The 24,598-nt window shown below is 45.6% G+C and carries 20 protein-coding genes; 6 read left to right on the top strand and 14 right to left on the bottom strand.

The genetic code is table 11. From position 1 onward, the window contains the following. Nucleotides 1-168 precede the first annotated feature (168 nt). On the top strand, nt 169-1,008 hold the full coding sequence (locus OCU74_RS00885) for a 23S rRNA (adenine(2030)-N(6))-methyltransferase RlmJ (protein ID WP_087481622.1): 840 nt from the start codon (nt 169-171) through the stop codon (nt 1,006-1,008). A 73-nt stretch (nt 1,009-1,081) separates the two neighbouring features. Continuing rightward, nucleotides 1,082-2,437, top strand: a complete 1,356-nt coding sequence (gene gorA / locus OCU74_RS00880; protein ID WP_087481623.1) for a glutathione-disulfide reductase — start codon at nt 1,082-1,084, stop codon at nt 2,435-2,437. A 100-nt stretch (nt 2,438-2,537) separates the two neighbouring features. Here the strand turns inward: gorA and OCU74_RS00875 are convergent, their stop codons facing one another. From OCU74_RS00875 to OCU74_RS00810, 14 genes are all read right to left on the bottom strand, one after another. Continuing rightward, nucleotides 2,538-2,984 carry a nuclear transport factor 2 family protein gene (locus OCU74_RS00875; protein ID WP_087481624.1) on the bottom strand — a complete coding sequence of 149 codons (447 nt, stop codon included), beginning with the start codon at nt 2,982-2,984 and terminating at the stop codon, nt 2,538-2,540. 223 nt (nt 2,985-3,207) lie between these two features. Next, nucleotides 3,208-3,846, bottom strand: coding sequence for a DUF4937 domain-containing protein (locus OCU74_RS00870; RefSeq protein ID WP_159457438.1), 639 nt, complete (start codon nt 3,844-3,846; stop codon nt 3,208-3,210). Nucleotides 3,847-3,995: 149 nt separating this feature from the next. Beyond that, on the bottom strand, nt 3,996-6,758 hold the full coding sequence (locus OCU74_RS00865; protein ID WP_087481626.1) for an immune inhibitor A domain-containing protein: 2,763 nt from the start codon (nt 6,756-6,758) through the stop codon (nt 3,996-3,998). Nucleotides 6,759-6,860: 102 nt separating this feature from the next. After that, a complete protein-coding gene (locus tag OCU74_RS00860; RefSeq protein WP_087481627.1) occupies nt 6,861-7,124 on the bottom strand; it encodes a hypothetical protein in 264 nt (87 codons plus the stop codon). A gap of 354 nt (nt 7,125-7,478) precedes the next feature. Further along, complete coding sequence (locus OCU74_RS00855) at nt 7,479-8,669, bottom strand: BspA family leucine-rich repeat surface protein (RefSeq protein WP_087481628.1); 1,191 nt, start codon at nt 8,667-8,669, stop codon at nt 7,479-7,481. Between the two features lie 23 nt (nt 8,670-8,692). Continuing rightward, on the bottom strand, nt 8,693-9,130 hold the full coding sequence (locus OCU74_RS00850) for a BspA family leucine-rich repeat surface protein (RefSeq protein WP_087481629.1): 438 nt from the start codon (nt 9,128-9,130) through the stop codon (nt 8,693-8,695). A 295-nt stretch (nt 9,131-9,425) separates the two neighbouring features. Next, a complete protein-coding gene (locus OCU74_RS00845; RefSeq protein ID WP_087481630.1) occupies nt 9,426-10,427 on the bottom strand; it encodes an AraC family transcriptional regulator in 1,002 nt (333 codons plus the stop codon). Between the two features lie 94 nt (nt 10,428-10,521). Continuing rightward, a complete protein-coding gene (locus OCU74_RS00840) occupies nt 10,522-12,258 on the bottom strand; it encodes an ABC transporter ATP-binding protein (RefSeq protein ID WP_087481631.1) in 1,737 nt (578 codons plus the stop codon). Nucleotides 12,259-12,262: 4 nt separating this feature from the next. Beyond that, on the bottom strand, nt 12,263-14,101 hold the full coding sequence (locus tag OCU74_RS00835; protein WP_087481632.1) for an ABC transporter ATP-binding protein: 1,839 nt from the start codon (nt 14,099-14,101) through the stop codon (nt 12,263-12,265). 31 nt (nt 14,102-14,132) lie between these two features. Next, nucleotides 14,133-15,377 carry an MFS transporter gene (locus OCU74_RS00830; protein ID WP_159457439.1) on the bottom strand — a complete coding sequence of 415 codons (1,245 nt, stop codon included), beginning with the start codon at nt 15,375-15,377 and terminating at the stop codon, nt 14,133-14,135. A gap of 38 nt (nt 15,378-15,415) precedes the next feature. Further along, entirely contained in the window at nt 15,416-17,542 is a 2,127-nt protein-coding gene (locus OCU74_RS00825; RefSeq protein WP_087481634.1) for a TonB-dependent receptor, read from the bottom strand. A 346-nt stretch (nt 17,543-17,888) separates the two neighbouring features. Continuing rightward, a complete protein-coding gene (locus OCU74_RS00820; RefSeq protein WP_087481635.1) occupies nt 17,889-18,074 on the bottom strand; it encodes a hypothetical protein in 186 nt (61 codons plus the stop codon). A 461-nt stretch (nt 18,075-18,535) separates the two neighbouring features. Continuing rightward, the gene (locus OCU74_RS00815) at nt 18,536-18,889 is read right to left on the bottom strand and encodes a hypothetical protein (protein ID WP_087481636.1); all 354 of its coding nucleotides are present in this window, start codon (nt 18,887-18,889) and stop codon (nt 18,536-18,538) included. A 110-nt stretch (nt 18,890-18,999) separates the two neighbouring features. Next, a complete protein-coding gene (locus tag OCU74_RS00810; RefSeq protein WP_143693235.1) occupies nt 19,000-19,470 on the bottom strand; it encodes an SH3 domain-containing protein in 471 nt (156 codons plus the stop codon). Nucleotides 19,471-19,955: 485 nt separating this feature from the next. Between OCU74_RS00810 and ytfQ the strand changes: the two genes are divergently transcribed. The 4 genes from ytfQ to yjfF all read left to right on the top strand — a co-directional run bounded on the left by ytfQ (nt 19,956) and on the right by yjfF (nt 24,539). Continuing rightward, on the top strand, nt 19,956-20,915 hold the full coding sequence (gene ytfQ / locus OCU74_RS00805; RefSeq protein ID WP_087481638.1) for a galactofuranose ABC transporter, galactofuranose-binding protein YtfQ: 960 nt from the start codon (nt 19,956-19,958) through the stop codon (nt 20,913-20,915). Nucleotides 20,916-21,014: 99 nt separating this feature from the next. Further along, nucleotides 21,015-22,520 (top strand): galactofuranose ABC transporter, ATP-binding protein YtfR, encoded by a 1,506-nt coding sequence (ytfR, locus tag OCU74_RS00800; RefSeq protein WP_087481639.1) that lies wholly within the window; start codon nt 21,015-21,017, stop codon nt 22,518-22,520. A gap of 8 nt (nt 22,521-22,528) precedes the next feature. Next, nucleotides 22,529-23,554, top strand: coding sequence for a galactofuranose ABC transporter, ATP-binding protein YtfT (gene ytfT / locus OCU74_RS00795; RefSeq protein ID WP_087481640.1), 1,026 nt, complete (start codon nt 22,529-22,531; stop codon nt 23,552-23,554). Next, nucleotides 23,541-24,539, top strand: a complete 999-nt coding sequence (yjfF, locus tag OCU74_RS00790) for a galactofuranose ABC transporter, permease protein YjfF (RefSeq protein WP_087481641.1) — start codon at nt 23,541-23,543, stop codon at nt 24,537-24,539. Before ytfT ends, yjfF begins: the two co-directional genes overlap by 14 nt. The last annotated feature ends 59 nt before the right edge of the window (nt 24,540-24,598 follow it).

Raw genomic sequence — 24,598 nt, 5'->3', positions numbered from 1 at the left:
ACAGATGATTCTCGCTGAAACAGCATCTGAAAGCCAATAGGGCATACAAATAGTAAATATAGGTAGATTCTACGATTTTCAATAGCAACATATCATCACAACGATGTCATATTCACGTATAATCGCAGCTATTCTGTATTCACCAACACCCGGTCCGGAGAACACACTTTGTTAAGTTACCGACACAGTTTTCATGCAGGCAATCACGCCGATGTACTCAAACACACGGTACAGAGTCTGATTCTGACTGCGCTGCAAAAGAAAGACAAACCCTTCGTCTACCACGATACCCACTCGGGAGCGGGCCGGTACGACTTAACGCATGAATGGTCGGAGAAAACCGGCGAATTCAAACAGGGGATTGCCAGATTGTGGCAACAGGAACAGATTCCATCTGAACTGAATAGCTATCTCGCAGCGATTCGTGCACTCAACCCATCCGGCGAGCTGCGCTACTATCCCGGTTCTCCCCGGGTCGCCAAAGCTCATTTGAGAGCTCAGGATCGGATGGTGCTCACGGAACTTCATCCGAGCGATTACCCACTCCTGCAACAGGAATTTCATCGCGATCAACAGGTGAACATTTATAAAGACGACGGTTTCAGCCGCCTCAAGGCTAGCCTGCCACCGAAAGAACGGCGCGGGCTGGTGCTGATTGATCCGCCTTATGAACTGGCTCATGAATATCAGGATGTGGTCAAAGCTATCGCAGCAAGCTATAAGCGTTGGGCCACCGGTATCTATGCGATTTGGTATCCCGTGGTTTACCGTGCGAATATTGATGATATGCTGACCGGATTAGAATCATTGGGAATTCGTAAAATATTACAGGTCGAGTTAGGCGTTACACCGGATAGCAACGAACGGGGTATGACCGCTTCCGGGATGATTGTGATTAATCCTCCCTGGACTCTGGAAACGCAGATGCAAGAAATTTTACCGTATCTGCAATCGGTTATCGCCCCCCAAACCGGGCATACAACGCTACGCTGGATTGTTCCGGAATAAATCGGTCCCGGAATAAATCGCTGGAATAATTGCGCCCAAATACAATGACAGACTTAAAATAACGGAGAAAGTAATGGCAACACATTTTGATTATATCTGTATTGGTGGTGGCAGCGGTGGTATCGCTTCTGCCAACCGTGCAGCACGGTATGGTGCCAAAGTCGCGCTGATTGAAGCCAAAGATTTAGGCGGCACCTGTGTCAATGTCGGCTGTGTGCCGAAGAAAGTCATGTGGCACGGCGCTCAGATCGCTGAAGCCATTCATCTGTACGCTAAAGACTACGGTTTCGATGCCCAGCTCAACGGCTTCGACTGGTCAAAACTGGTTGAAAGCCGTCAGGCTTATATCGGCCGGATCCACGAATCTTATGATCGTGTTCTGGGCAACAACAAAGTCGAAGTGATTCGCGGCTTCGCTAAATTTGTCGATGCCAAAACTGTTGAAGTTAATGGTGAACATTACACCGCCGATCATATCCTGATTGCCGTCGGCGGCCGTCCGACCATTCCGAATATTCCGGGTGCCGAATACGGTATCGATTCCAACGGATTCTTTGATCTACAGGAACAACCTAAACGGGTTGCCGTGCTTGGTGCCGGTTATATTGCTGTTGAAATTGCCGGAGTTCTCAATGCATTAGGCACAGAAACCCATCTGTTCTGCCGGAAAGAATCCCCGCTACGCAGTTTTGACCCAATGGTGATTGAAACGCTGGTGGAAGTGATGGCAGCGGAAGGTCCGACCCTGCATACGCATTCCGTTCCAAAAGAAATTGTTAAAGAAGCGGACGGCAGCCTGACACTGCATCTGGAAAACGGTGCACATCAGAATGTCGATCAGGTTATCTGGGCGATTGGCCGTCATCCGGCAACCGATGCTATCAATCTGGCCGCAACCGGCGTAGCGACCAATGACAAGGGCTACATCAAAGTCGATGAATACCAGCAAACCAATGTTGCGGGTATTTACTGTGTCGGCGACATCATGGAAGGTGGTATTGAACTGACTCCGGTTGCGGTAAAAGCCGGACGCCAGTTGTCTGAACGTCTGTTCAACAACAAACCCAATGCCAAAATGGACTATGAACTGGTTCCGACCGTCGTCTTTAGCCACCCGCCAATCGGCACCATCGGCCTGACCGAACCGGAAGCGGTTGCCAAATTCGGCGCAGAAAACGTTAAAGTCTACAAGTCCGGTTTTACTGCCATGTACACCGCAGTCACCCAACATCGTCAGCCATGCCGGATGAAACTGGTCTGTGTCGGCCCGGATGAAAAAGTCGTCGGCTTACACGGCATCGGCTTTGCCGTTGATGAAATGATTCAGGGCTTCGGCGTCGCCATGAAAATGGGCGCCACTAAAGCAGACTTCGATGCTGTAGTTGCAATTCACCCGACTGGGTCGGAAGAGTTTGTGACGATGACTTAATGTAGTAATGCATTAAGTACACATTTAGAAATCTGAAAATATAAACAGCACCATCTATCCTGCATAGATGGTGCTGTTTTTTTAGTTAGATGGAGTTCACCTAAAACATTGTATTGTCGTTCTTTGATGAATCCGGAATGGCCTGAATCACATCCCAGTGCTCAACGATTTTGTTGTTTTTTACCCGAAAGATATCAACGATCGCACCACCATTAGAACCGGGCCAATAATAGTTGTTCACGTGTAAAACCACTAAATCACCTTCTGCTACAACCCGCACGATTTTACCTGATGGTGGCGCATTTTTGTCTCTTGGCGGGAAGCTTTCAATTAACTGCCGGAAAGCTTCCTTACCACTTGCGACAGTCGGGTTATGCTGAATATACTCATCGCCAATATATTGATCGATGACATCAGCCCTGCCATGAAGTAAAACCTGCGTATAAAAATCAACGACTAACTTTTTATTCGATTCCAGTGAGTTCGTTCCTGCCATAACACTGTTGCAAATAAACATCAACGCAATGATTAAAAATGACTTTTTCATAAATTCTCCTCTGAACTTCTTTTTTTACTGATAATTATTAGACAGCATCCTGCCGTATGACTTTGTTCATATAGTCCGGTATAACATACCATCACCTTATGAGAAATGTCACACATATAGGTCTATGAAATAATAAATAAAATAAGTAAATCGGATAGAAGTCACCACATCATGCGGCTCAATCTACCGTAGGACTTATAGAGGAATGAATTGACTGATTCGTCTACTTACTCTGGTGTGGCTCGACTTGCCAGGCTTGTTCTTCCTGAATCAAACACCCGGAGAGATCTTTAATATAGTTCGCAGGCTCAACTTTATTGATCAATTCAGGGAAAATATGCTGAACATAGTTTTGGTGGTGCTGTTCTGATGCCCAATGCGAAATAACCACAAAATAATCATCATGCTCAAGACTTCTTAAAACGTAACCACCAAGCATGCCATCTGCCCGCCCCATGTAAACGTTCCACACCTCTCGCTGATCACATAAGAAGCGTTCGGTATCCTGAACCCCTCGACAATAAGCAACCCGAAATATGCCATGATTGGTTGGTTCTGTAATATTGGTTAAAGATCGGATAGTGAGTACTTTTTCAAAATAGTGTACTTCACATTGCTGATATGTATTCTGCTGACCACTGCTCAAAAATATCTCATCATGAACAGATGCCATAAATTGCTGAACATGTGCGTATGAATCCCAGACACCGATAACAATTGCCTGATCCTCAGACTTATTCCATCCTCCGAACTGTCCTGCAAAGCCGTCAATATCGCTCAATTTCCCCCAAGCCTGCTGACTCCGGGAAAAATTCTGTTTCTGATCTTTTTCAACCTGACAGGTGATTAATTTAATGATCACAATACTTTTCTCCTTACAGTATTCGGGCAGCATCAAATTCAGATTTCATATCACAACATCAACTCAGATTAACAGCTCTGATTTACTCATAATATAAAAGTGCAGCCGGATGGCTGCACTTTTATCGGATAAACATACGCAGTTTATCCTTATAGCGTAAATGTGAACGGCTTGGTTGTTGATTTCCCGTCTTCATCAGTCACGGTCAATAACACTTCATATTGTCCATGTTCAGGGAACGTGTGTAACAATACCAGTCCATGCTTCTCTTCACCATCCGGGAGTGTCCATTTTGTATCAACAATACGTCCCTCCGGATCCCAACTGGTTGACAACATAGCGACATGACGACCGAAGTTCACATACAGAGCCTGAGCGATCGGAGCCTCGTTTGGCGCGGCGACGGTAACTTCTTTGTCGGTTGTGCCGGTTGCTCCCTGATCATCTGTGACCGTCAGTGAAACGTGATAAGTTCCCTGGTGTTCGTATGTCCAGGTTGGAGAAGCTGATGTGCTTGTCTGACCGTTACCGAAATCCCAGAAGTAGCTGACAATTTTTCCATCGCTATCCTGACTGAGATTGACCGCTGAAACCGTCAGGTCATCCACGGTGAAATCAAAGTCAGCTTCAGGAGCAACATTGGGGGCGGATACTTTAGAGATCTTGATCAGACCATACTGATTGTTTTCTCCGTGTTCCAGCACGTCGATTTGTAAACCCATTTCAGTCAGAAGCCGTCCGGCATCGGGTTGGTCCGGATCACTATAGTCCTGATCATCGGCAAACCCTGATGTGGCAATCAGGCTGTTATCTTCCAGAATATCTCCATCACTGTTTTCTAAGTGTAGTGGCGCCTGATCCTGTAATGAGAATGCAGCATCACGAACCTGATAACGGGTTTGTGCAGCCTCCCCGGTATTGGCCCAGATCAATGCATTCTGGTCAGCATCAACCACACCCAGCCAGCCTTCACCAGGATGATTACCAACCCAGTTATCTGTTAATGATTCATCCACATACCAGACCAATAGTCCGGGTTCGAAGGACATCAGCTTATTAAAACGACGGATGTGACCTAAACCACCATCGACACCATTATGGCTTCTCCACTGTAACAGGTAATAGTGATCGGCAGTATGATAGCCATTATTCAGACGGAAACCGTCAAACGTGAAAGTAGAAGTGCCTTCTGCATCATCAATAAGTGTGGTGACACCATCAGCTTCAAGTTCCAGATTATCCAGATAGAAGCCAGCCATTGCCAGACCGCCATCCGTGACATATTCAAAACCTAAATCGATGTCCTGACCCGCCCACTGGGATAAATCAAATTCAGCATCGATCCAGCCATCGGATTCACCTGAGATTGCCGGAACCAATCCGGTTGTCTGTGGATCTTCCATGGTTGTGATGTTGCCGGCAACAGACTGACCATTGACCGTAACCCGGGCAAAGTCATAGTCTTTCTCGATTTGATACCAGGCTTTGAACTTCAGGATAACTTTGGATGCCTCCGGAATAGTTAAAGTCCGGTGCATCTTGTTATTCAGACTATCCCCTTTATCTGAGTAAAAATCATAACTGCCTTCATAAGGAGCCAGATCCGCAACTTGTTTTGGTGGCAGCGGAATTTTGACCAGATTCTGCAGATCGGTGTCCGTGGTCTGGTGCAGCTCGATCACCTGGGCACGTTTATCCAGCTCATCCAGAGTGATTTGTTGGCTTGCAACCCAGTTGCCACCAATCGCATTTTGCAGGAATTGTTTAGACCAGCCTGAAAATGCTGTCGGTTCTGTTCCGGGAACTGTTCCGCCCCAGCTACCTGAAGCCATAATTGACCAATAGGAAACCGGCTCGCCTTTACCCGTATACTGCGTGTCATATTCATCCGGCAAGCCCAGATCATGCCCGTATTCATGTGAACAGACACCCGCGGCAGCATCAATAGGCTGTATCGTGTAGTCATAAGCTGCATACTGACCGTTGAATCTTCCCGGAACCGTACTCTGTGTTCCTTCCAGAACATAGAACTGCCCTAAGTTATGACGGTGTGACCAGATGGCATCATCACCAAGAACACCACCACCAGCTTCTTCACCGACAGAAGAGTGGAAAACCATCAGGTGGTCGATCACTCCGTCGGGTTCACGGTAATCCCCGTCGTTGTCATAGTCGTAGCGATCTTCAATATCATAATCAGCCAGATTAATATTGGGATCTTTGGCGAGTTGATCGAGCGCTTCCCGGACGAGTTGCTGAGGGTTGATGTCATTACCGCCCGATGCAGAATGTCCACCATAATAAGCCGCATTATGAGAAGCGTGATACCAGCCCATCACCTGACCGGAAACACCATAGCTGTCGCCTGATTCCTGATGATAATACTGACGCATCGAGATCAGATTCTGACCGTCCGGCCCGGCATAACCGCTATCAGAGAATAATAAAGACTGATAATGTTCTGCGGGATAGCTTTTATAGAACATATCAGTGAATTCTGGTGTCAGTCTGTTGTCATCCCATGGCAGATCGGGAAAATCAATCAGCAGGGCAAGAATTTTGTCATTGCGTTTCTGGCTGACATCCAGAGCAAAGACATTTAGTTTTTGATTCCCTTTGCCAGCCTTAATTGATTTAAGCACTTTTGCTCTTTTGAGCAGTGCTTTTTTCCCGAGCTGGTCATCACCTTTAAATCCATTATTTATTTTTTTGGCAAGATATTCTTGCAGGGCACGATGTTTTTCTGCTTCAGATGCATTACTGTCAACAATTCCCTTGCGGACAAGCATTTCAATCAGTTTTTCTTCATTGGCCACACCCATATCAACCGGGGCGTCTGCATGAGAATAAGTGCTAATGCCAAAACAGGTCATCATTGCTGTCATGAGCAATGTTTTCCTTATTTTTATCATTTGATAATCCTTCTTTATTTTTTGTGTTTACGAATAGCCAACGTTTTCTGGTCTTTGATTAAAGACAGAAATCAAAATAAACAGATTTCGTTGTATGTGATGTTATTTCTTAGGTGGTGCAATGCACGACTCAGAAGAATTTTCTTCAGGCTCTGCTGCTGTTTCCGATGATTTATCTTTATTAATTTTTTGCCTTTCGCTCAGATAAATACGCAGAGCCTCTTGCTGTTCATCGTAGGTTAACCCCTGACAGATAACACCACGCTGAATCAGTGACTGAAGTAATTTCTCATCCTGAGGAAGAGAGCCTGAATAGACTTGGACTGAGAAGATAAAAGTCAATAAAAATGCGATCCATGCTTTCATATTGAGTGTGATTTTTGTAAATGATTTTTACAAAATATATTTATAATCACAAAAATTCAATAGATAATTTTAATTAAAATACTTTGTTGGATAACCATAATTAATTGATAAAAAAGTGAATAGATAGGAATATTTTTTGTTGTTTCCCATTGCAATCATTATATTGCCAGCTGATTAATTAATATTAACAAAACTATTAAATAAAATAATTTATAATAATTGAATTATTTATACAGGCGTATATTTGGGTTAATCTCACAAAATTAAACAATTTAATCTCAGTTCCCAATTTCATAAAAAAACCAGTGCCGGTTCATCAGGCACTGGTTTTTGAGCATTTAGTGAAACCGATATTTATTCAACAAAATATGGCAATTGAGCTTCCGTTAGAACACTGTCCAGAGCAAAATCAGTATGATCTGTCACATGACTCACGTTCCAGTTCGTCAGATCCTGAGAGAAAGCTTTTGTGACTCTAAACATGTTACGCATGGATTGCACATTCGACGTATCCCAATGGCCGATATCCTGATTAAAGGCTCTTGTCCCACTAAACATACTCGCCATTTTCGTAACCTTCGATGTATTCCAGCGGCCAATATCCTGGTTAAAAACTTTTGCTCCCGAAAACATCCATTCCATATTGGTGACATTCGACGTATCCCAATGACCAATATTCTGGTCAAATGCCCAGGCACTGTTAAACATATAGTCCATTCTCGTGACATTCGAGGTATCCCAGTAACCAATATTCTGGTTAAACGCCTGCGCACCGGCAAACATTCTCGTCATGGACTTCACCTTAGACGTATCCCAATAACCAATATCCTGGTTAAAGGCTTTGGCATTCTGGAACATATTGCCCATATTGGTTACATTGGACGTGTCCCAATAACCGATGTCCTGGTTAAATGCTTCTGCACCTGTGAACATACCACCCATATTGGTTGCGCTGGATGTATCCCAGTACCCGATATCCTGATTGAAAGCTTTCGCATGTTTGAACATCGCGTCTATCAAAGTCACATTCGACATATCCCAATAGCCAATATCCTGGTTAAATGTCTCTGCTTCATTGAACATGCTGAATGCCAAGGTAACTTTTGATGTGTCCCAGTTACCAATATCTTGGTTAAAAGCTTTGGCCCGGTAAAACATGGCGGCCATATTCGTCACCTGAGAAGTGTTCCATTGACCGATATTCTGATTAAAGGCTGTGGCCATAGAAAACATAGCAGACATACTGGTCACATTCGATGTGTCCCAGTCACTGATATCGGCATTAAACGTTTCACGCGCTCTGAGTAAGCTGTCCATATTCGTAACCTGAGTGGTACAAAAATAAATATGTCCCTGCTCTAAATTATCCAGCAACGCTTCGTTTCTGATCAGTGCATTATCAACGACAACATAAACCTTGCCATTTTCAATCATAACTGAGTTAACCGCTGCATCCGGGCATTTGACCGAAATGTCTGCGGCATAAGTATTGTGGCTGGCAAGTACTGCCGAACCAAATAGAAGTGATGTAAGTATGTGTTTCATTTTTTTCCTAGTATGAATAGACGCTATTGTGGGAAGACAGGGAGAGAGTCTCCGGACAGGCCGCTGTTTCGGGAAAAATCAGCGTGGTGCTTAACGTGCTCAACCGACCAGGTGGACAAATCCCGGTTAAAACGGCTCGCAGCAGAAAACATCCGGTCCATATTGGTGACATGACTGGTATCCCATTGACTGATGTCCTGATTAAAGAATTTGTTGTTAGCAAATAAGTCACTCATATCAGTGACATGGGTCGTACAAAGCTGAATATTGCCATCAAGAAAGTTCTGCCAGTAATCAGCGTCACGGATCAACTTGTTATCCACGACAACATAAAGTCGGTCTTCCTCAATCATGACAGTTCCGGACGGGTTTGATGCGCAAGTGATGGTCGTGGCTTCATCCGCTAAACAAGGAATGATACTTAACAGCGTACAGGTAAATAAAATAGACTTTAGTTTCATAGAGTTAATTCATCTGAGTCAGAACTGACCATTATATTAATAAAACGATAATGAAATAACGTCCATTCATAAATCGGATATGATCAATTGATAAAACAAGGCGTTATGTCACATTAAAATCAATCAATAATGATAAATGAATCACTAAATATTTCTTTATTGGGCTGTGGGTGTAAAGACACAGATATATACAACTCAAGTATTACGCAGTTTAGCACCCAGCAGGGTCCGGACATAAAATGCCTAATGATTGAAGTCCAACGATTGAAGACACTATGAATCCCTCATCTTGAGGTTACTTGGGTATAAGCTTCATTCCTGAAGGAGAGATACCAAATTCCCGTTTAAAAGCCGCAGCAAAATGTCCCGGGTTGCTATAACCAATATTATGAGCAATTTCAGTGACGTTATAAGATTTGGTTTCAAGCAGTTTTTTTGCCTGATTCAGACGTATACTTCGCTGAAACTCAGCGATGGTCTGACCGGTTAACTCTTTAAAAGCGACCTTGAGGTAACACTCATTCAAACCAACATATCTCGCCAATGAAGCAATGGTATGCTTTTGATGGAACTGCTCTTCGAGAATAGCCATCACATCACGCACCTTTTCATAATATCGTTGATTGGTACGGGTTCCCCGGAGTGAAGTCAGTTGTTTGAAATGAGAAGCGAGCATGTTGACCAGATTAAGTACTGATGACTCAATGCGAATGAAGTCCTTTATCTGGCGGCAGTCCAGACACATAAGACTGTTTGCAACACTCAGCGCACAGTGTCGGCAGATGTGGTCAAATCGAATCAGGCAACTTTCCTCCGGCATCAGCCGCAGAGCAGAAAAGTCACAGCTTCCTTCAGGAAATAACTGACTAAAAAAAGTAACCGGAATATCAATGGATACAACTTCAGCCTTCTTCTTGACCTTATCCGGCTGATAACTGATCGTGATACCACGAATGTTCTTCCGATAACCCAGTCCGACGGAACCCTCCTGATAACTTTCCAGAATATGTCCGTCTGAGGATTCAATATCCAGCCGGCCGGATACCACAACAAACAGAGCAATCATTCCCGGAGAATCCGTGGCCTGACAATGAAATGGGGTGTAGAAGCAGGCTCGCCCCAGAGTCACACCATAACTAATCTGAAAAAGATCCATCCAGCCATTGCCAATCTCAGGTTCGAGCCGGTACGAATAGCTGCTCCGCTCTAATATGATCGACTTTCCCTGTGCTACAAACTGCTTTCGGGAATCACATTCAACAGAATAGTAATCGAGAATATTCTCTTGCTGTCCCATCACTGTTCCCCGGTATTAGGAATCCTCTGATATACTGAACAACTTATCAATAATAATTCTCATTTTCAATGGTAATATTTAAAACCTGAATTCCTCATCCGGAAGTCGCCAACCGCCACTCTCTTACTTTTAATCGTTCCTGCCAAAAATCTCGGTAACGACCTTGCCGGGATGCCAGCTCAGTATGACAACCCAGCTGAACGATGTGACCTTGTTCCAGTACCACGATTTGATCCGCTAACGTAATCGTGGATAAATTATGAGTAATCACAATGAGCGTCGCACGCTGCCTGAGAACATGCATCGCATGTTGAATAACTCTCTCGTTTTCTCCGTCAAGTGCTGCGGTTGCTTCATCAAATATGATGACTGGCGCATTTTTCAGAATCGCTCTTGCGATTGCCACTCTTTGCTTCTCTCCGCCTGACAACAAACTTCCGCCTTCCCCGACTTTGGTATGGCTTCCATTGGGTAATCGTCGTATGACTTCATTGACACCTGCCAGTTGCATCGCTTCTTCTATACATTCAGGCGCAGCATCAGGCCGCCCTATCCGAACATTGGCCTCCAGTGTGTCATCAAAAAGATAGACATTTTGCATGACCAGAGAAATTTGACTGAAGAGTTCTTGTATAGTCTGTTGTCGAACATCAACACCACCAACCATGACTCGCCCTTGCTGGACATCAAAATACCTCATAATAAGACGCATCAGTGTGGTTTTTCCTGAGCCGGAACTTCCAACAATCGCAGTCATAGAACGAGCGGGGATGTTCAGAGAGAAATCTGAAAAAACAGGTTGAGTGTCCGTGTACTGAAACTCAACGTGCTCGAAGTTCACTTCTCCCGGTCTGGTAATATCTCTGGTTTTCCCCGGTTCAGTCAGTGGTTTTTCATCAAAGACCTCATTTAAGCGGGTCAAATCATTGACTGCCATTTTGAGCAGACCGCTTTTTCCGGCCAGCTCAGCCAAAGGCCCGGTGAACCTTGCCGATAAGGCTAACAAAGCAATAAGTTCTGCGGGTGATAGTTCCTGATGTAGCACCAGCGTTAATCCGACAATGACATGCGCGATAAATGACAACTGCACAACACCGCCACCGACCAGCAAACGGGGTATAGTCTGAGAGAGCATCGATCCACCAGCGGCATTTTGTGAATCAAGCGCGGATTCCAGTGGCTGATAGCCTTCTTGTGATAATCCGAATATACGGAGCACCTGTTGATTACCGGCGAACTCCACCACTCGGTTACTGGCCTCAACTCCGGCCCGGTCAGTGCTTTTCTCCATTTCACCGATCCACTTTGCACACCACTTGTGGGTGAAATAAATCACCGGTGCACATAGCAGTAGTGTGGCTCCCATTCTCCAGTCGATAAATAACATGAGGAATGCGATAGTCAGCGGCGTCAGAATACCTGAGACCACAGACGCAAGTAATCGCACAAAAATATTGGTTACCGACAGGCTACCGTTTGTTGCACTGCGGGATAAACGTCCGATTTTTTCCATCGAAAACCACCCCATAGGCAAAGTCATCAAATGATCCCCAAGACGGTGATGGAGATTCTTTAATAACACCAGCGCCAGCTTAAAACCTTGCATCGTATGCTGGTAATGAAAGAAGCAACCGAACATAACCGCAACGGCAAAATAGAGAATATGTGTCTCCATTGCTGCAAAATCTTGACGGAACAAAGCATCTAAAGCCGGAACCAACATCATCAGAGCCTGTCCCTGAATCACCGAAAAGCCAATCACTAAAACCAGATACAGATTGAGTTGCCGGGTATGTTCATCACCGAGGATTTTTTTCAGCGCTTGATACATTGCATTACTCCTTTACCGGCATCGGGACATCCGCATCCCCACATACATCAGGCACCGCTTCAGATTCACTGCCGGCACCTCGTTTTAAAATGGAACCAGACGCCACCGACAATGACTGCCACAGACGAAAATAGATCCCCTGGCAGTCAAGTAATTCAGCATGAGTGCCTTGCTCTTTGATTTCCCCTTGGTCTAAAACAACAATTTGATCGACTTCCTGAATCGTAGGCAGACGATGAGCAATCACCAATACGGTGCGGCCTGCGGTGACGGCAGCCAGAGCTTGCTGTACCATTGCTTCGGATTCGACATCGGCGTGAGCCGTCGCCTCATCGAGAATCACAATCGGCGTATCTGCCAGCAGAGTTCTGGCGATAGAAAACCGCTGAGCTTCTCCGCCGGAAAACAGGGCATCTTCCTCAATCACCGAATCATAACCTCTGGGCAATGACATAATCCGGTCATGGAGCAAAGCTAAACGAGCAACACGCTCAATCTCTTGCTGGCTGGCGTCGGCTTTCGCCAGCCTGAAATTGTCACGGACACTCATACGCAGAAGTTGTACGTCTTGTAGCACAAAACCGACATGGCGATAGAGGCAATCAGATGCAATGTTTCTGACATCAACACCACCGATTCGCAGGGTACCGGCAGTGACGTCATAGAAACGGGGCACCAGCTTGGCAAGTGTTGATTTTCCGCTCCCTGAAGGGCCGACCAGTGCGGTAACCGTTCCTGCCGGGCAAAACAAATTGATGTTTTTGAGGACAGGCTGATCACCACTGAAGCTGAAGCTCACCTGATCAAAATGAATATCGGCACTGCCGGGTTCTTCGGGCTTTTCGGCCTGCGGCAATGCCCGGGCATTCAGTAGTTCTGACACTCTTTCTGATGCCGAGACCGCTTTTCTCTCCAGCGTTATACTTTGATTTAACACCATCAGGGATTGAGGAATAACCATTGCAACCAACAATTCTGCCAACAGGTCAACCCCGGACACCCAGCCATGCCGGACCATCCAGCTACCGCCAATCAGACTGGTCAGGGCAATGACGGGAACCGATATCGCCATGGAAGTGATTGCCTCAATACGAAGCAATGGGCTGACCCAACCGATATAACGTTGACGGAAATCGTTCACCGCTTGTTGATATCGTGCGTGAGAACCGCCCTGCTGACCAAAGATTTTGACAACTTCGATCCCCTGTACAAACTCAACAATTGCAGAGCTCACCGCAGTAAAGCTTCTGTCCAGTTGTTGCATCTTGTCTTTGAAACCATACAGCATCCACCCGTAAGTGATGACGTAGACAGGCAGTGTGGCGACAGCTAACAGGGCCAGATGCCAGTCGAGGTATATCAGGTAAACGATACCTCCCAAAGGCAGAACGGTCGCACTGGCAACATCCACATAGTGATGAGCGATAAGGTGATGTAAATCTTCCAGATCGTCCTGAACGGCTTTTCTCACCGCCCCTGAATTTTTGTCAGAATACCAGCCTAAAGGAACCTGAGCTAAACGCCGGACCAACGCTCTGCGTAGGGATGCCTGCAGTTTGTTATCTGCGAGATGACTGACCCACAAGGCTAAGCCGGTACAGAACCATCCCAGTGATATGCCGCTTATCACGAGCAGACCGAACTGTAAAATAGCTCCGACATCGGGAATGGATGATAGCAGCAACAGTTTCCCCAGCTCAGCCAACCCGACAAAAGTCATCAAGGTGGTTAATGATCCGATGCCGCCAAGGAGCAGACTGATCCAAATCTGGTTTTTCACCGGTTGCCGTAAACGTCTCAATGCGTCCCCGGAACCAGAGTCTTGCTTGTTGCTTTTCACCATCAGGTGCCTCTTTGATTACGGTCAACCGACACTATTCTGCGCATAGTTTTTCATACGCCACATCGCTTGTTTCTGTCTCCCGGTATAACCAGGACAGTCCACAAGCAAAAACACCGACGGCAAAAGACAATAGAAGAACCCCCTGATAACCATAAGGCCCAAGCATGGCAGTCCCGACGGAGATCATTCCCATACTGAAGAACATTTTCAGACTATATTGCAGGGTATATTCGGAGCCAGGAGCCTGACCGGAGATCTGATCCATCATCAACGTCGCCAGAATGGTTGCCGCCGGGTTATAGCAAATAAAATAAAGACCGATTGCCAAAGTAACCGATACACTATCGGTATAGCCGAACACCGGCAGAACAATCGCCAGGATACCGATAAGCTGGATAAAACCACTGACAACCAGAACTCGTTTCCGGCTCATTCTGGTGATTAACCACCCCGTCGTCAGGGCCGACAACACGCCTAATGCGGAACCGAACATATTGACCAATAAGCCGATTCTGTCCAGTCCCCATCCTTCATCAACTAAAATCGGAGTAATCAGAGCGTAAGCAAGGCTACTTCCGATAGGAAAAATCAATAAAATTGCGAGCCAGAGTTTTCCGCCGGGTCTCTTCCACAGTGAGCGGAATTGATTGATCATCATCCACCGGGGCTGACGCATCACTTTTTGTGTATTTTCCCGGTAAAACAGAAGTTGAACCAGAGCGATAGCGGTAACGCACATGAGCACAGTCAGGCTACCGATCCAACCGATCCAGCTGTATATAACCAAAACAAAGCCAGCACCAATTAAGTTTCCCAACAATCCTCCGGACACCTGCACACCGTTACCGATGCCTCTTTGTGACCAGCTGAATTTTGTACAGGCTGTCGCATCAACGGCAATATCCTGGGTCGCAGAGAAAAAGGCCATCAACAGACAGAGGAAATACACAATGCCAAAATCATCGACCGCATCAAAAAACATCATGGCGAAAAACACCAGCAACATGCCGGTTTGCATGAGGATCATCCAGCCCCGGAAGTGTCCGAGCCTGCCAAATGAAATACGGTCAACCCAGTTTGCCCACAAGAATTTGAACGGCCAAACCATCCCCAGCATGTAAATAGTGCTTAGCGTGTCGAAAGCAACGCCCCTTGAACGAAGGATGGCAACCAATGTCACCACGAAAAAACTAATCCCAATGGTCTGAGTGGTATAAAGACTCAGGAAAAGCCACCAGTCCGTACGAGAAGCGGAATGATTGTTCGATGAAGTCATAATTAATGTCATCCTGATTCACAGCCGATCGTGCCAGATTAATAGGTGTAACTGAAGCCAATGCCAAGCGTGCGTCTTTTCGACGGTGCACCATATGTCACGCCTGAACCAGCGTTGTAACCATAAAGCTCATACTGTTCGTCCAGCAGGTTTTTTCCCCAGAAATAAACCACAGCATCATCAAACTCGACACCGACACGCATATCGATCTTGTGATAGGCCGCCAGGTCAAAATTATTCTGGGCATCTGCGGGACGATCACCCACATACCGCCAGCTCAGTGTGCCGGTCAACATCGGGTCAGTCAGCCCCCAAAACTCTGGCAGGTGATTGAATGTCGATAAGCCGATGCTGGCATTCCACTTCGCAACATCAGGGACTTTATTCCCCGACTTCACATCACCACCAACAACCCCCAGCGCATCGGTTGTAATCTCCGCATCGGTATAATTCATTCCGCCATTGAGCGAAAGGCCATATCCCAGACGATATTGCGCTTCAATTTCAAACCCTCGGGTCTCGGTATCCGCGTTAATAACCGTCGTGGCGAATGTGTTATTATCAAAACCTAACAAGCGGTCATTTTTGACGACATTCAGGAACATTGATCCGTTAACCGAATAGCGACTTTTTGACGGCGCAATCTTAAAGCCACCTTCAATCGTATTCACTTTTGATGCCTGATAAGGTTCGCTGTCAGCAACCTGACTCGGGTAATCACTGATACCACCGGATTTATATCCCCGGGCCAACATCCCATAGACATTGGCAGATGGCGTCAGAGCATAAGAAAAGGCGACTCTTCCGGTACCATAGTTATCATCAACATCACGGCTATCTGGCGTAATATTGCCCGAACTGTCGGTATAACTGGCATCATAGTCTTTATTATCAATGGAATAGCGCAGACCTCCGGTGACACTGAGCCTGTCCGTCAGTGGATAAGTCACTTCACCATAAACGGCATAACCTGTTGAACCGTAATTTCGCTTCTGATCCGTACTATAAAGATCATAAAAAGTGTTCAGTGAACGATCAGAGTGGTAATAATTTAAGCCAGTGACCCAAAAAATGTCTGAATCTGGCAACGAGAGCAGACGTAATTCCTGACTGAACACCTTGTCCAGAACATCTTCATCAAAAGCATTTTCAATGGCTCCCTGACCTAAAGCCTGCGATATACGCCTGCCGATAATTTTCTCGCCAGAAACGTCAGTGTGAGTATAAGCAGAAATCGATTCAAAACGGCTGAAGGATAAATCACTGGAGAGTTTCACAGAGTACCGATCCACTTGTTTGTTGTTATCGGCAAAACTCCCTGAATTGACATCCACAGCCGGTGAACTCTGATAAGGGCGCAAGACAAACAGGCTCACGTCATTTTTGATTTGGTTCGTTTCTGCGACAAAATAGAGTTCTGTGGTGTCATTTAAATCCCATATCACACTGGCACGGGCAGCAATTTCTTTCATCTCCGTCAGCGGCTCGCCGGTTTTTGCCAAATGAACCCAGTGGTCTTCTGAATTGCCTCTGACGGCTAATCTTGCTTTGACACGATCCGATAATGGCCCACTCACCATCATCTCGCCCAGATACCAGTCGTCCTCGCCGGCTTCAAATCTCACCCGACTTTCTAAGCTATCGGTCGGTTTATTGGCCGAAATATTCACTGCACCTGCCGCACTATTGCGACCGTACAGAGTGCCTTGTGGCCCTTTTAAGACTTCGATCTGCTCGATATCCAGTGTTGCCAGTGAAACGTTCCGGGAAGACATCGAAACACCATCAACATTCAGTACCACAGAACTGTCATCCAGACTGACCGGACTCAGAGCACCAACGCCCCGGATGATAATGTTTGACTGATTGGAACCACCGTCAGAGTAAACCATCACACCCGGCGTAGAACTGAGCACCTCTTCAACATCCATCATCCCTTTGTCAGTGATTTCATCACCATCCAGCACACTGATACTAAAAGGGATATCTTTGGCAAACTCTTCGGTTCGGCGGGCCGTCACAGTCACCGTTTCGAGTTCTTTTTCATCCTGATAGGTTTCTTCTGACGCCGCTTCTGCTGAGCCAGTAATTAAAGCGATAACAAGACTGGTCAGTATGGGATTCCGTAAAGAAATACCGCTTTGGCGAAGTGATACTGGCAACATACAATAACGTTCCTTAGACTATGCTTAAACGATTTGTATTCTCAATTAAATGATTATTGCCACTCAACTCAAATCAGGAAATATCCAACAGAATCGGGAATAAATTTTGGGGATGTATACTCAAATGACCTCAAGGTGCCGCTTCAAGTCCATACAAGTAAATACTCATCAATCAGATCCCGTGATGTGGTTTTACCCGCTTTGTTATGCGTTAGATACATCTGCGTCAGGAACGGTTTTTATGAGTCGTCCTGAGTCAGAAAACCTAGCAATCCATCCATGGATTCCTTCATTCCGTGATCAATTAGCTTTATTCTTAAACCAATAATTCATTCATCACTGATATCTAAACACTCTCCATTTCTTCTTTTCTCAGATTGATTTCATCAAAGGTAATCAGATTATTCAGAAACAAAAGGATTTCCCTCAGCTCATTCTGGTCAACCGTGGGATCCGTATTAGTAACAAGAAAGTCAATCAGATAGCCGCGAGCGGTAAGGTGTAAATCGGCGTTATTTTTTGAGTCTGGCATAGTGGCCTCCTGCGGTTTTTTAAAAACTCACCACCAGAGGTTCGAATCTCAGAAATGGTGAACTGGGAGGGTTCGAACTACCGCACCACAGGTCGCGGTCTGACAAAGTCAGCCCAACCCAGCTCACCATAATTGTGTGAGCTAAGGCTACACATAAAAACTAACCGGAACAAGGTCAGTATCTTATATGTCCGTGGTCCAAGCGAGGTTCGAATCCCGGCACCGGATTTTGTCGGTGCCGGTTCAGAGTAAGCGGAGTCTGATTTGTTGGCGAGTCATCGGGTTATAAGATGCGTTTCGTATGGTGAAATATCATACTTTTCTAATACTTCTGGGGCGATGTTTTTGCGAGTGGGTTCATGTGCTGGTTTGCAGGGAAATGGACAAGCCCTGACGGGAAATAGCATACGAGCCACATTTATCTAAAATATCTTGTCATGTACGTTGATAACAAAAGCACGTCAATCTATCCAGAAACCAACTTCTTTTATTTGTTGATCAATCTCTTTAATAAAATAACGAGCTAAAAAATCACCATGTACGATATTGCTAGTCTGCTTCCACACGATCTGAGCGACGTCATCGTTACGCAATACACCAAGTATTTCTCTATCGAGGTTTAAGGAAGTAAAAAACTGATTCTCCTCCCAAAGCTTTAAAACATGAGCTTTGTTATTTGGATCCTGAGCTTCTTTCTCTGTTTGATAGGTACAAAAAGTAACCCAGTCTTTTCGATTGGATGCGTTGATAACGACATCAATCATAGGCTGAGCTATTGCTATAATTTCTTCATCCGTTTTATTCGTAACAGACATATTTCACCTTCTCTCTGCCAATCTGTTGAGCACATCATACCGAGCTCAATTGAAAAATATGTGTCAATTGTAGTGATATATGATGTGTTTCCAAGTTAGGCGTTTGTGTTCTACGGCCAGTGAGCATATGAGATATACCAGTTTGTATCAATTTTGCGATAAAACATAACAATATCGGTTTGATTTAAAGGCAGATTATCAAGACTTGAAACCACATTTTCAGGTTTGAGAGGGCGGTACTGGTAGCTTTTATAATCTGCATCGCCTGCCCACCCCATAGCCCAGACAGAAAATTTTGCCCTGCAACCGTCGTAGGACTGAAGTTGAGTTACACCTATTTGATTAAATAACGCGTAGTATTCTTTCTTTTTCAATTCAGAGATATTATCAGGTTCTGACCATTCTGGATCCATACTTACTGTTTGAAAACCATCGTTGCATATCTTCCGTTGTAGCTGTTCAAAAACATCTCGTTTAGATAGGAAAAGATCAATCATAGACTGATCACTTGGTGGAGGAACACTTTGCTCACATCCTACAAGTACAAATATAAACAACAAAGTTTGTAGAATTCTGATCATTCGTTGGTCACCTAACAGCCCTTTTTAACACGGCACAATACCGTACAACTTTCTTAAGACCGCTAATATAAAATCAAAGGAAAATTCATGGAAGAATTTTCAGGTTCGCCTGAGCAGAAGCGAATCGAGCCATCCTGAGTAAAGTTATTGCGCACAAAACTCACCAATCAAATCTTGTCATCGACACAAAAACATTCCCAAATTTTATTGGCACAACCTCACATATCAAGGCCAAATATGAAACAAAAATAGTAATAAAATACGGTCTATCAAACCATAAAATCCCGATTTATTTCCATCGATTTACGTCGATATTGTTCATTACATGCTGTATACATGGACAATTATGCTACCAAAATCTATTTGTGATTGAACTCTCGCATCGCTCAATTATTGGTCATTAATATAATTGAGGCACCCTAAGTGGTCCGATAACTATTTTGATTACAAAAGCAAAAGTAACGTGAAACTAAAAAGGGAATACTATGTTAAAGCAAATAACATTAGCGGCAGCGATTGGTAGCATCTTGCTATCAGGAAGTTTATTGGCAAAAACGCTGACTGTTGGTTTCTCACAAATTGGTTCTGAGTCTGGCTGGCGAGCTGCTGAAACCAGTGTGTCAAAAACGGAAGCTGAAAAAAGAGGAATTCAACTCAAAATATCCGACGCCCAGCAGAAACAGGAAAACCAGATCAAAGCAGTCCGTTCTTTTATTGCTCAGGGCGTGGATGCGATTTTTATTGCCCCGGTGGTACAGACAGGCTGGGAACCGGTGCTGGAAGAAGCGCGTGATTACGACATCCCGGTGTTCTTGTTAGACCGAGGCATTACCGTCGATGACGACTCGCTGTATATGACAGCCGTAGCTGCTGACAGTGTCCACGAAGGCGAAGTTGCGGGTAACTGGTTAATCAAAAAAGTGGCCGGCAAAAAATGTAATGTCGTCGAGCTTCAGGGAACCGTTGGCGCGAGTGTCGCCTTAGACCGGAAAGAAGGATTCGCGAAAGCGATCAGCACCGCTTCGAACGTAAACATCATTCGGACTCAATCTGGCGAATTTACCCGGAGTAAAGGTAAAGAAGTCATGGAAAGCTTTATCAAAGCCGAAGCGAACGGGAAAAATATCTGTGCGGTTTATGCACATAACGATGATATGGCCATCGGTGCCATTCAGGCGATCAAAGAAGCCGGTCTGAAACCGGGCAGTGATATTCTGATTGTATCTATCGATGGTGTGCCGGATATTTTCAAAGCGATGATGAACGGAGAATCAAACGCTTCAGTAGAACTGACACCAAATATGGCCGGTCCTGCATTTGATGCCCTGATCGCTTATAAGAAAGACGGTACAATGCCTCCGAAACATATTCAAACCGAATCTAAATTCTTTGAACCCGCCGATGCGCCAGCGCAGTTAGAGCTGAAAAAAGACATGGGTTATTAAGCTGACGGTGATTAAACCGAAGCATCAATTAACCTGAAATAATCCCGCCTGACAGCGGAATGTGAGGCGGGATAAAAGTCAGTCAGAATTGGAGTGATTATGTCATTGGATAGGAATAATGACATCGTTTTACATGCCAAAGGAATTTGCAAATATTTTCCCGGAGTACGTGCTCTGAATAATGTCGATTTTACCCTGAGAAGAGGTGAAATCATGGCATTACTTGGCGAAAACGGTGCAGGAAAGTCCACATTAATAAAGTCACTGACCGGTGTTTATCAGCGTGACAGTGGTGAAATCACCTTAGATGGAGAATCCATAAATCCGCAAAGTACCGCTGATGCACAGGCGCTGGGAATAGGCACCGTTTATCAGGAAGTGAATCTGCTGCCGAATATGTCCATTATGGATAACCTGTTTATCGGTCACGAGCCAAGAAAGTTCGGTCTGGTTGATCGCAAAACAATGCAGAAAAAGGCCAGAGAAATTGTCGGGCAATACAATCTGAATATAGATGTGACTCAGCCTCTCAATCATTTTTCTGTCGCCATTCAACAAGTGATAGCCATCGCCAGAGCTGTATCGCTCTCGGCAAAGATTTTAATACTGGACGAACCGACTGCCAGTCTGGACAGCAACGAAGTGGAAATGCTGTACGGCATTATGCGCAATTTGCGCGACCAAGGGATCAGTCTGGTTTTCATTACCCACTTTTTAGATCAGGTCTACGAAGTAAGCGATCGTATTACCGTATTGCGTAACGGAGAGCTGGTTGGCTCAGAAGAAACCACCAAGCTGCCACGGATCGAGCTAATCAAAATGATGCTGGGCCGTGAACTGGAAGACAACGCACTGGAAAGAGTCGGTAAAACACGGTTAAGCGATAACCCAATCGCTAAATTTGTTCAGTTTGGTAAAAAAGGGACGATTGAACCCTTTGATCTGGAAATTTTCCCCGGAGAAATTGTCGGCTTAGCCGGGCTGCTTGGCTCAGGCCGAACCGAGACAGCTCAGGTAATTTTTGGTATTGAACCCAATGACAGTGGCGAAAGTTATATCAAAGACAAATCGGTGAAAATCCGTTCAGCCAGACAAGCCTCATCTTTGGGGTTCGGTTTTTGTCCTGAAGACCGGAAAACCGACGGAATCATCGCCTCGGCATCGGTTCGTGAGAATATCATTCTGGCACTACAGGCACAGCGCGGCTGGTTCAGACCTCTTTCCAGAACTGAGCAGGAAGAAGCCTCAGAACGGTTTATCAGGCAACTTTCAATCAAAACACCGAGCATAGAACAACCGATAGAATTTTTATCGGGAGGCAATCAGCAGAAAGTCCTGCTGGCCCGCTGGCTGCTAACCAAACCTAAGTTCCTCATTCTCGATGAACCGACCCGGGGTATTGACGTCGGGGCACATGCGGAAATCATTCGGTTGATTGAATCATTGTGTGCGAACGGGCTGGGTCTACTCGTTATCTCTTCCGAACTGGAAGAACTGGTCGGTTACGCAGACAGAGTCATCGTACTGAGAGACCGTAAACAGGTGGCAGAACTTCCCGCAGAAGATCTGTCGGTTCCCAACATCATGCAAGCCATTGCTATGTGAGGTATGTTATGAATACATCAAGTTTACGTGCTCATATCAGCTCTGACTGGAAGCAGAAGTTGCCGAAAGGCACGCCGCAGATCGCAGCACTGATCTGCGTGTTATTAATCAACAGTCTCGCAGCAGACAACTTTTTTACCATCAATATTCAGGACGGCCGATTGTTCGGCAGTGTGATTGATATCCTCAACCGCTGCTCACCAGTAGCGTTGTTAACCATAGGAATGACGCTGGTCATTGCGACCGGTGGTATCGATTTATCTGTCGGCGCGGTCATGGCTATCAGTGGCGCAACGTTTGCCAGTCTTGCCACTCAGGGTTATTCAGTTCCGGTCATTATTCTGATGTCACTACTGGCTGGTGCCCTGTGTGGTTTATGGAATGGCTTTCTGGTGGCGGTATTCAAGATACAGCCCATTGTTGCCACTCTTATCCTGATGGTTGCCGGACGAGGCATTGCTCAACTGATTACCGAAGGGCAAATCGTCACCTTTAACAATGAAACACTCGCCTGGATAGGCAGTGGCTCTTTTCTGTACCTGCCGACACCGGTGGTCATCACGATAGTCGTCGCTCTGGCAATCTGGCTGCTAACCAAAAAAACGGCGCTGGGCTTATTTATTGAAGCGGTGGGAATTAATATCAAAGCCGCTAAAAATGCCGGGATCAATGCCCCGACTGTGGTGATATCCACTTATATGATCAGCGGAATTACCGCAGCGATTGCGGGAATGATTGTCGCTGCCGATATTCGGGGAGCCGATGCCAATAATGCCGGTTTATGGCTGGAAATGGATGCGATTCTCGCGGTAGTCATTGGGGGAACCTCTCTCGCGGGCGGGCGTTTTAATCTCTTTATCGCACTCATTGGTGCGCTGATTATTCAGGGCGTCAACACCGGGATTCTGCTTTCCGGCTATCAGCCACAGTGGAATCAGATCGTGAAAGCCATTGTTGTGTTAGTGGTTCTGGTGATGCAGTCTCCGGCTGTTATACAACTGCTGAAAGGAGGACGAAACCATGATAAAGCGTAATTTACCTCTCGTTATTACGATTATTGTCTTCGTGATTGGCTACCTGATCTGTCTGGTTGAATTTCCTGCTTTCGCATCCACACGAGTGATCTGTAATATTCTGACTGACAACGCCTTTCTGGGGATTGTTGCTGTCGGGATGACCTTTGTGATTCTTTCCGGCGGTATCGATTTGTCCGTCGGGGCCGTGATTGCGTTTACCGGCGTATTCCTAGCCAAGATGATAGGCGACTGGAATGTTGCTCCACAGCTGGCTATCGTGATTGTCCTGGTCATGGGCGGCACATTTGGCGCTGGCATGGGCTGGATAATCCATACATTAAAAATACCGCCGTTCATCATTACGCTGGCTGGTATGTTTTTCTTACGGGGAACCAGCTTTCTGATTTCAGAACAGTCACTGCCGATTACACATCCGTTCTTCAGAGAGCTTTCCCGGAGTATGTGGAAAATTGCCGGAGGCGGCCGACTCAGTCTGCTGGCCGTAATTATGCTGGCCGTCGTGGTTATCGGTATATTGCTGGCTCATCGAACCCGTTTTGGTAACAACGTTTATGCCATCGGAGGAAATGAGACATCTGCCGGATTAATGGGCGTTGCGGTCAAACAAACGACTATCGGCATTTATATGCTGTCGACCTTACTGGCGACAACCGCTGGTATTGTCTTTGCCATCTACACTTCAGCCGGTTATCCGCTAGCTGCAGTAGGCGTCGAACTGGATGCAATCGCAGCGGTCGTTATCGGCGGAACCCTGCTTTCCGGAGGCGTAGGCACAGTATTCGGATCTCTTTTTGGGGTGCTGATACAAGGGCTGATTCAGACTTATATCACCTTCGACGGAACACTGAGTTCATGGTGGACCAAAATAATCATCGGCATCCTGTTGTTCGCCTTTATCGGACTTCAGCGGCTACTGATTGTTATTTCGGAACGGAATAAAGTGGTGAACACCATTAAGGCTGCAACGGCCGCAGGGACTTAACCCGTTCAGGTCAGAAATAATAAGCCGCTAGTGATAGCGGCTTTTTTATATATATTCTG

The sequence above is a fragment of the Vibrio mangrovi genome, from assembly GCF_024346955.1.
In the GTDB taxonomy this organism is placed as follows: Bacteria; Pseudomonadota; Gammaproteobacteria; order Enterobacterales; family Vibrionaceae; genus Vibrio; species Vibrio mangrovi.
The sequence above is the reverse complement of the archived record's forward strand: the minus strand, read 5'-3'. Positions and strand labels throughout refer to the sequence as shown.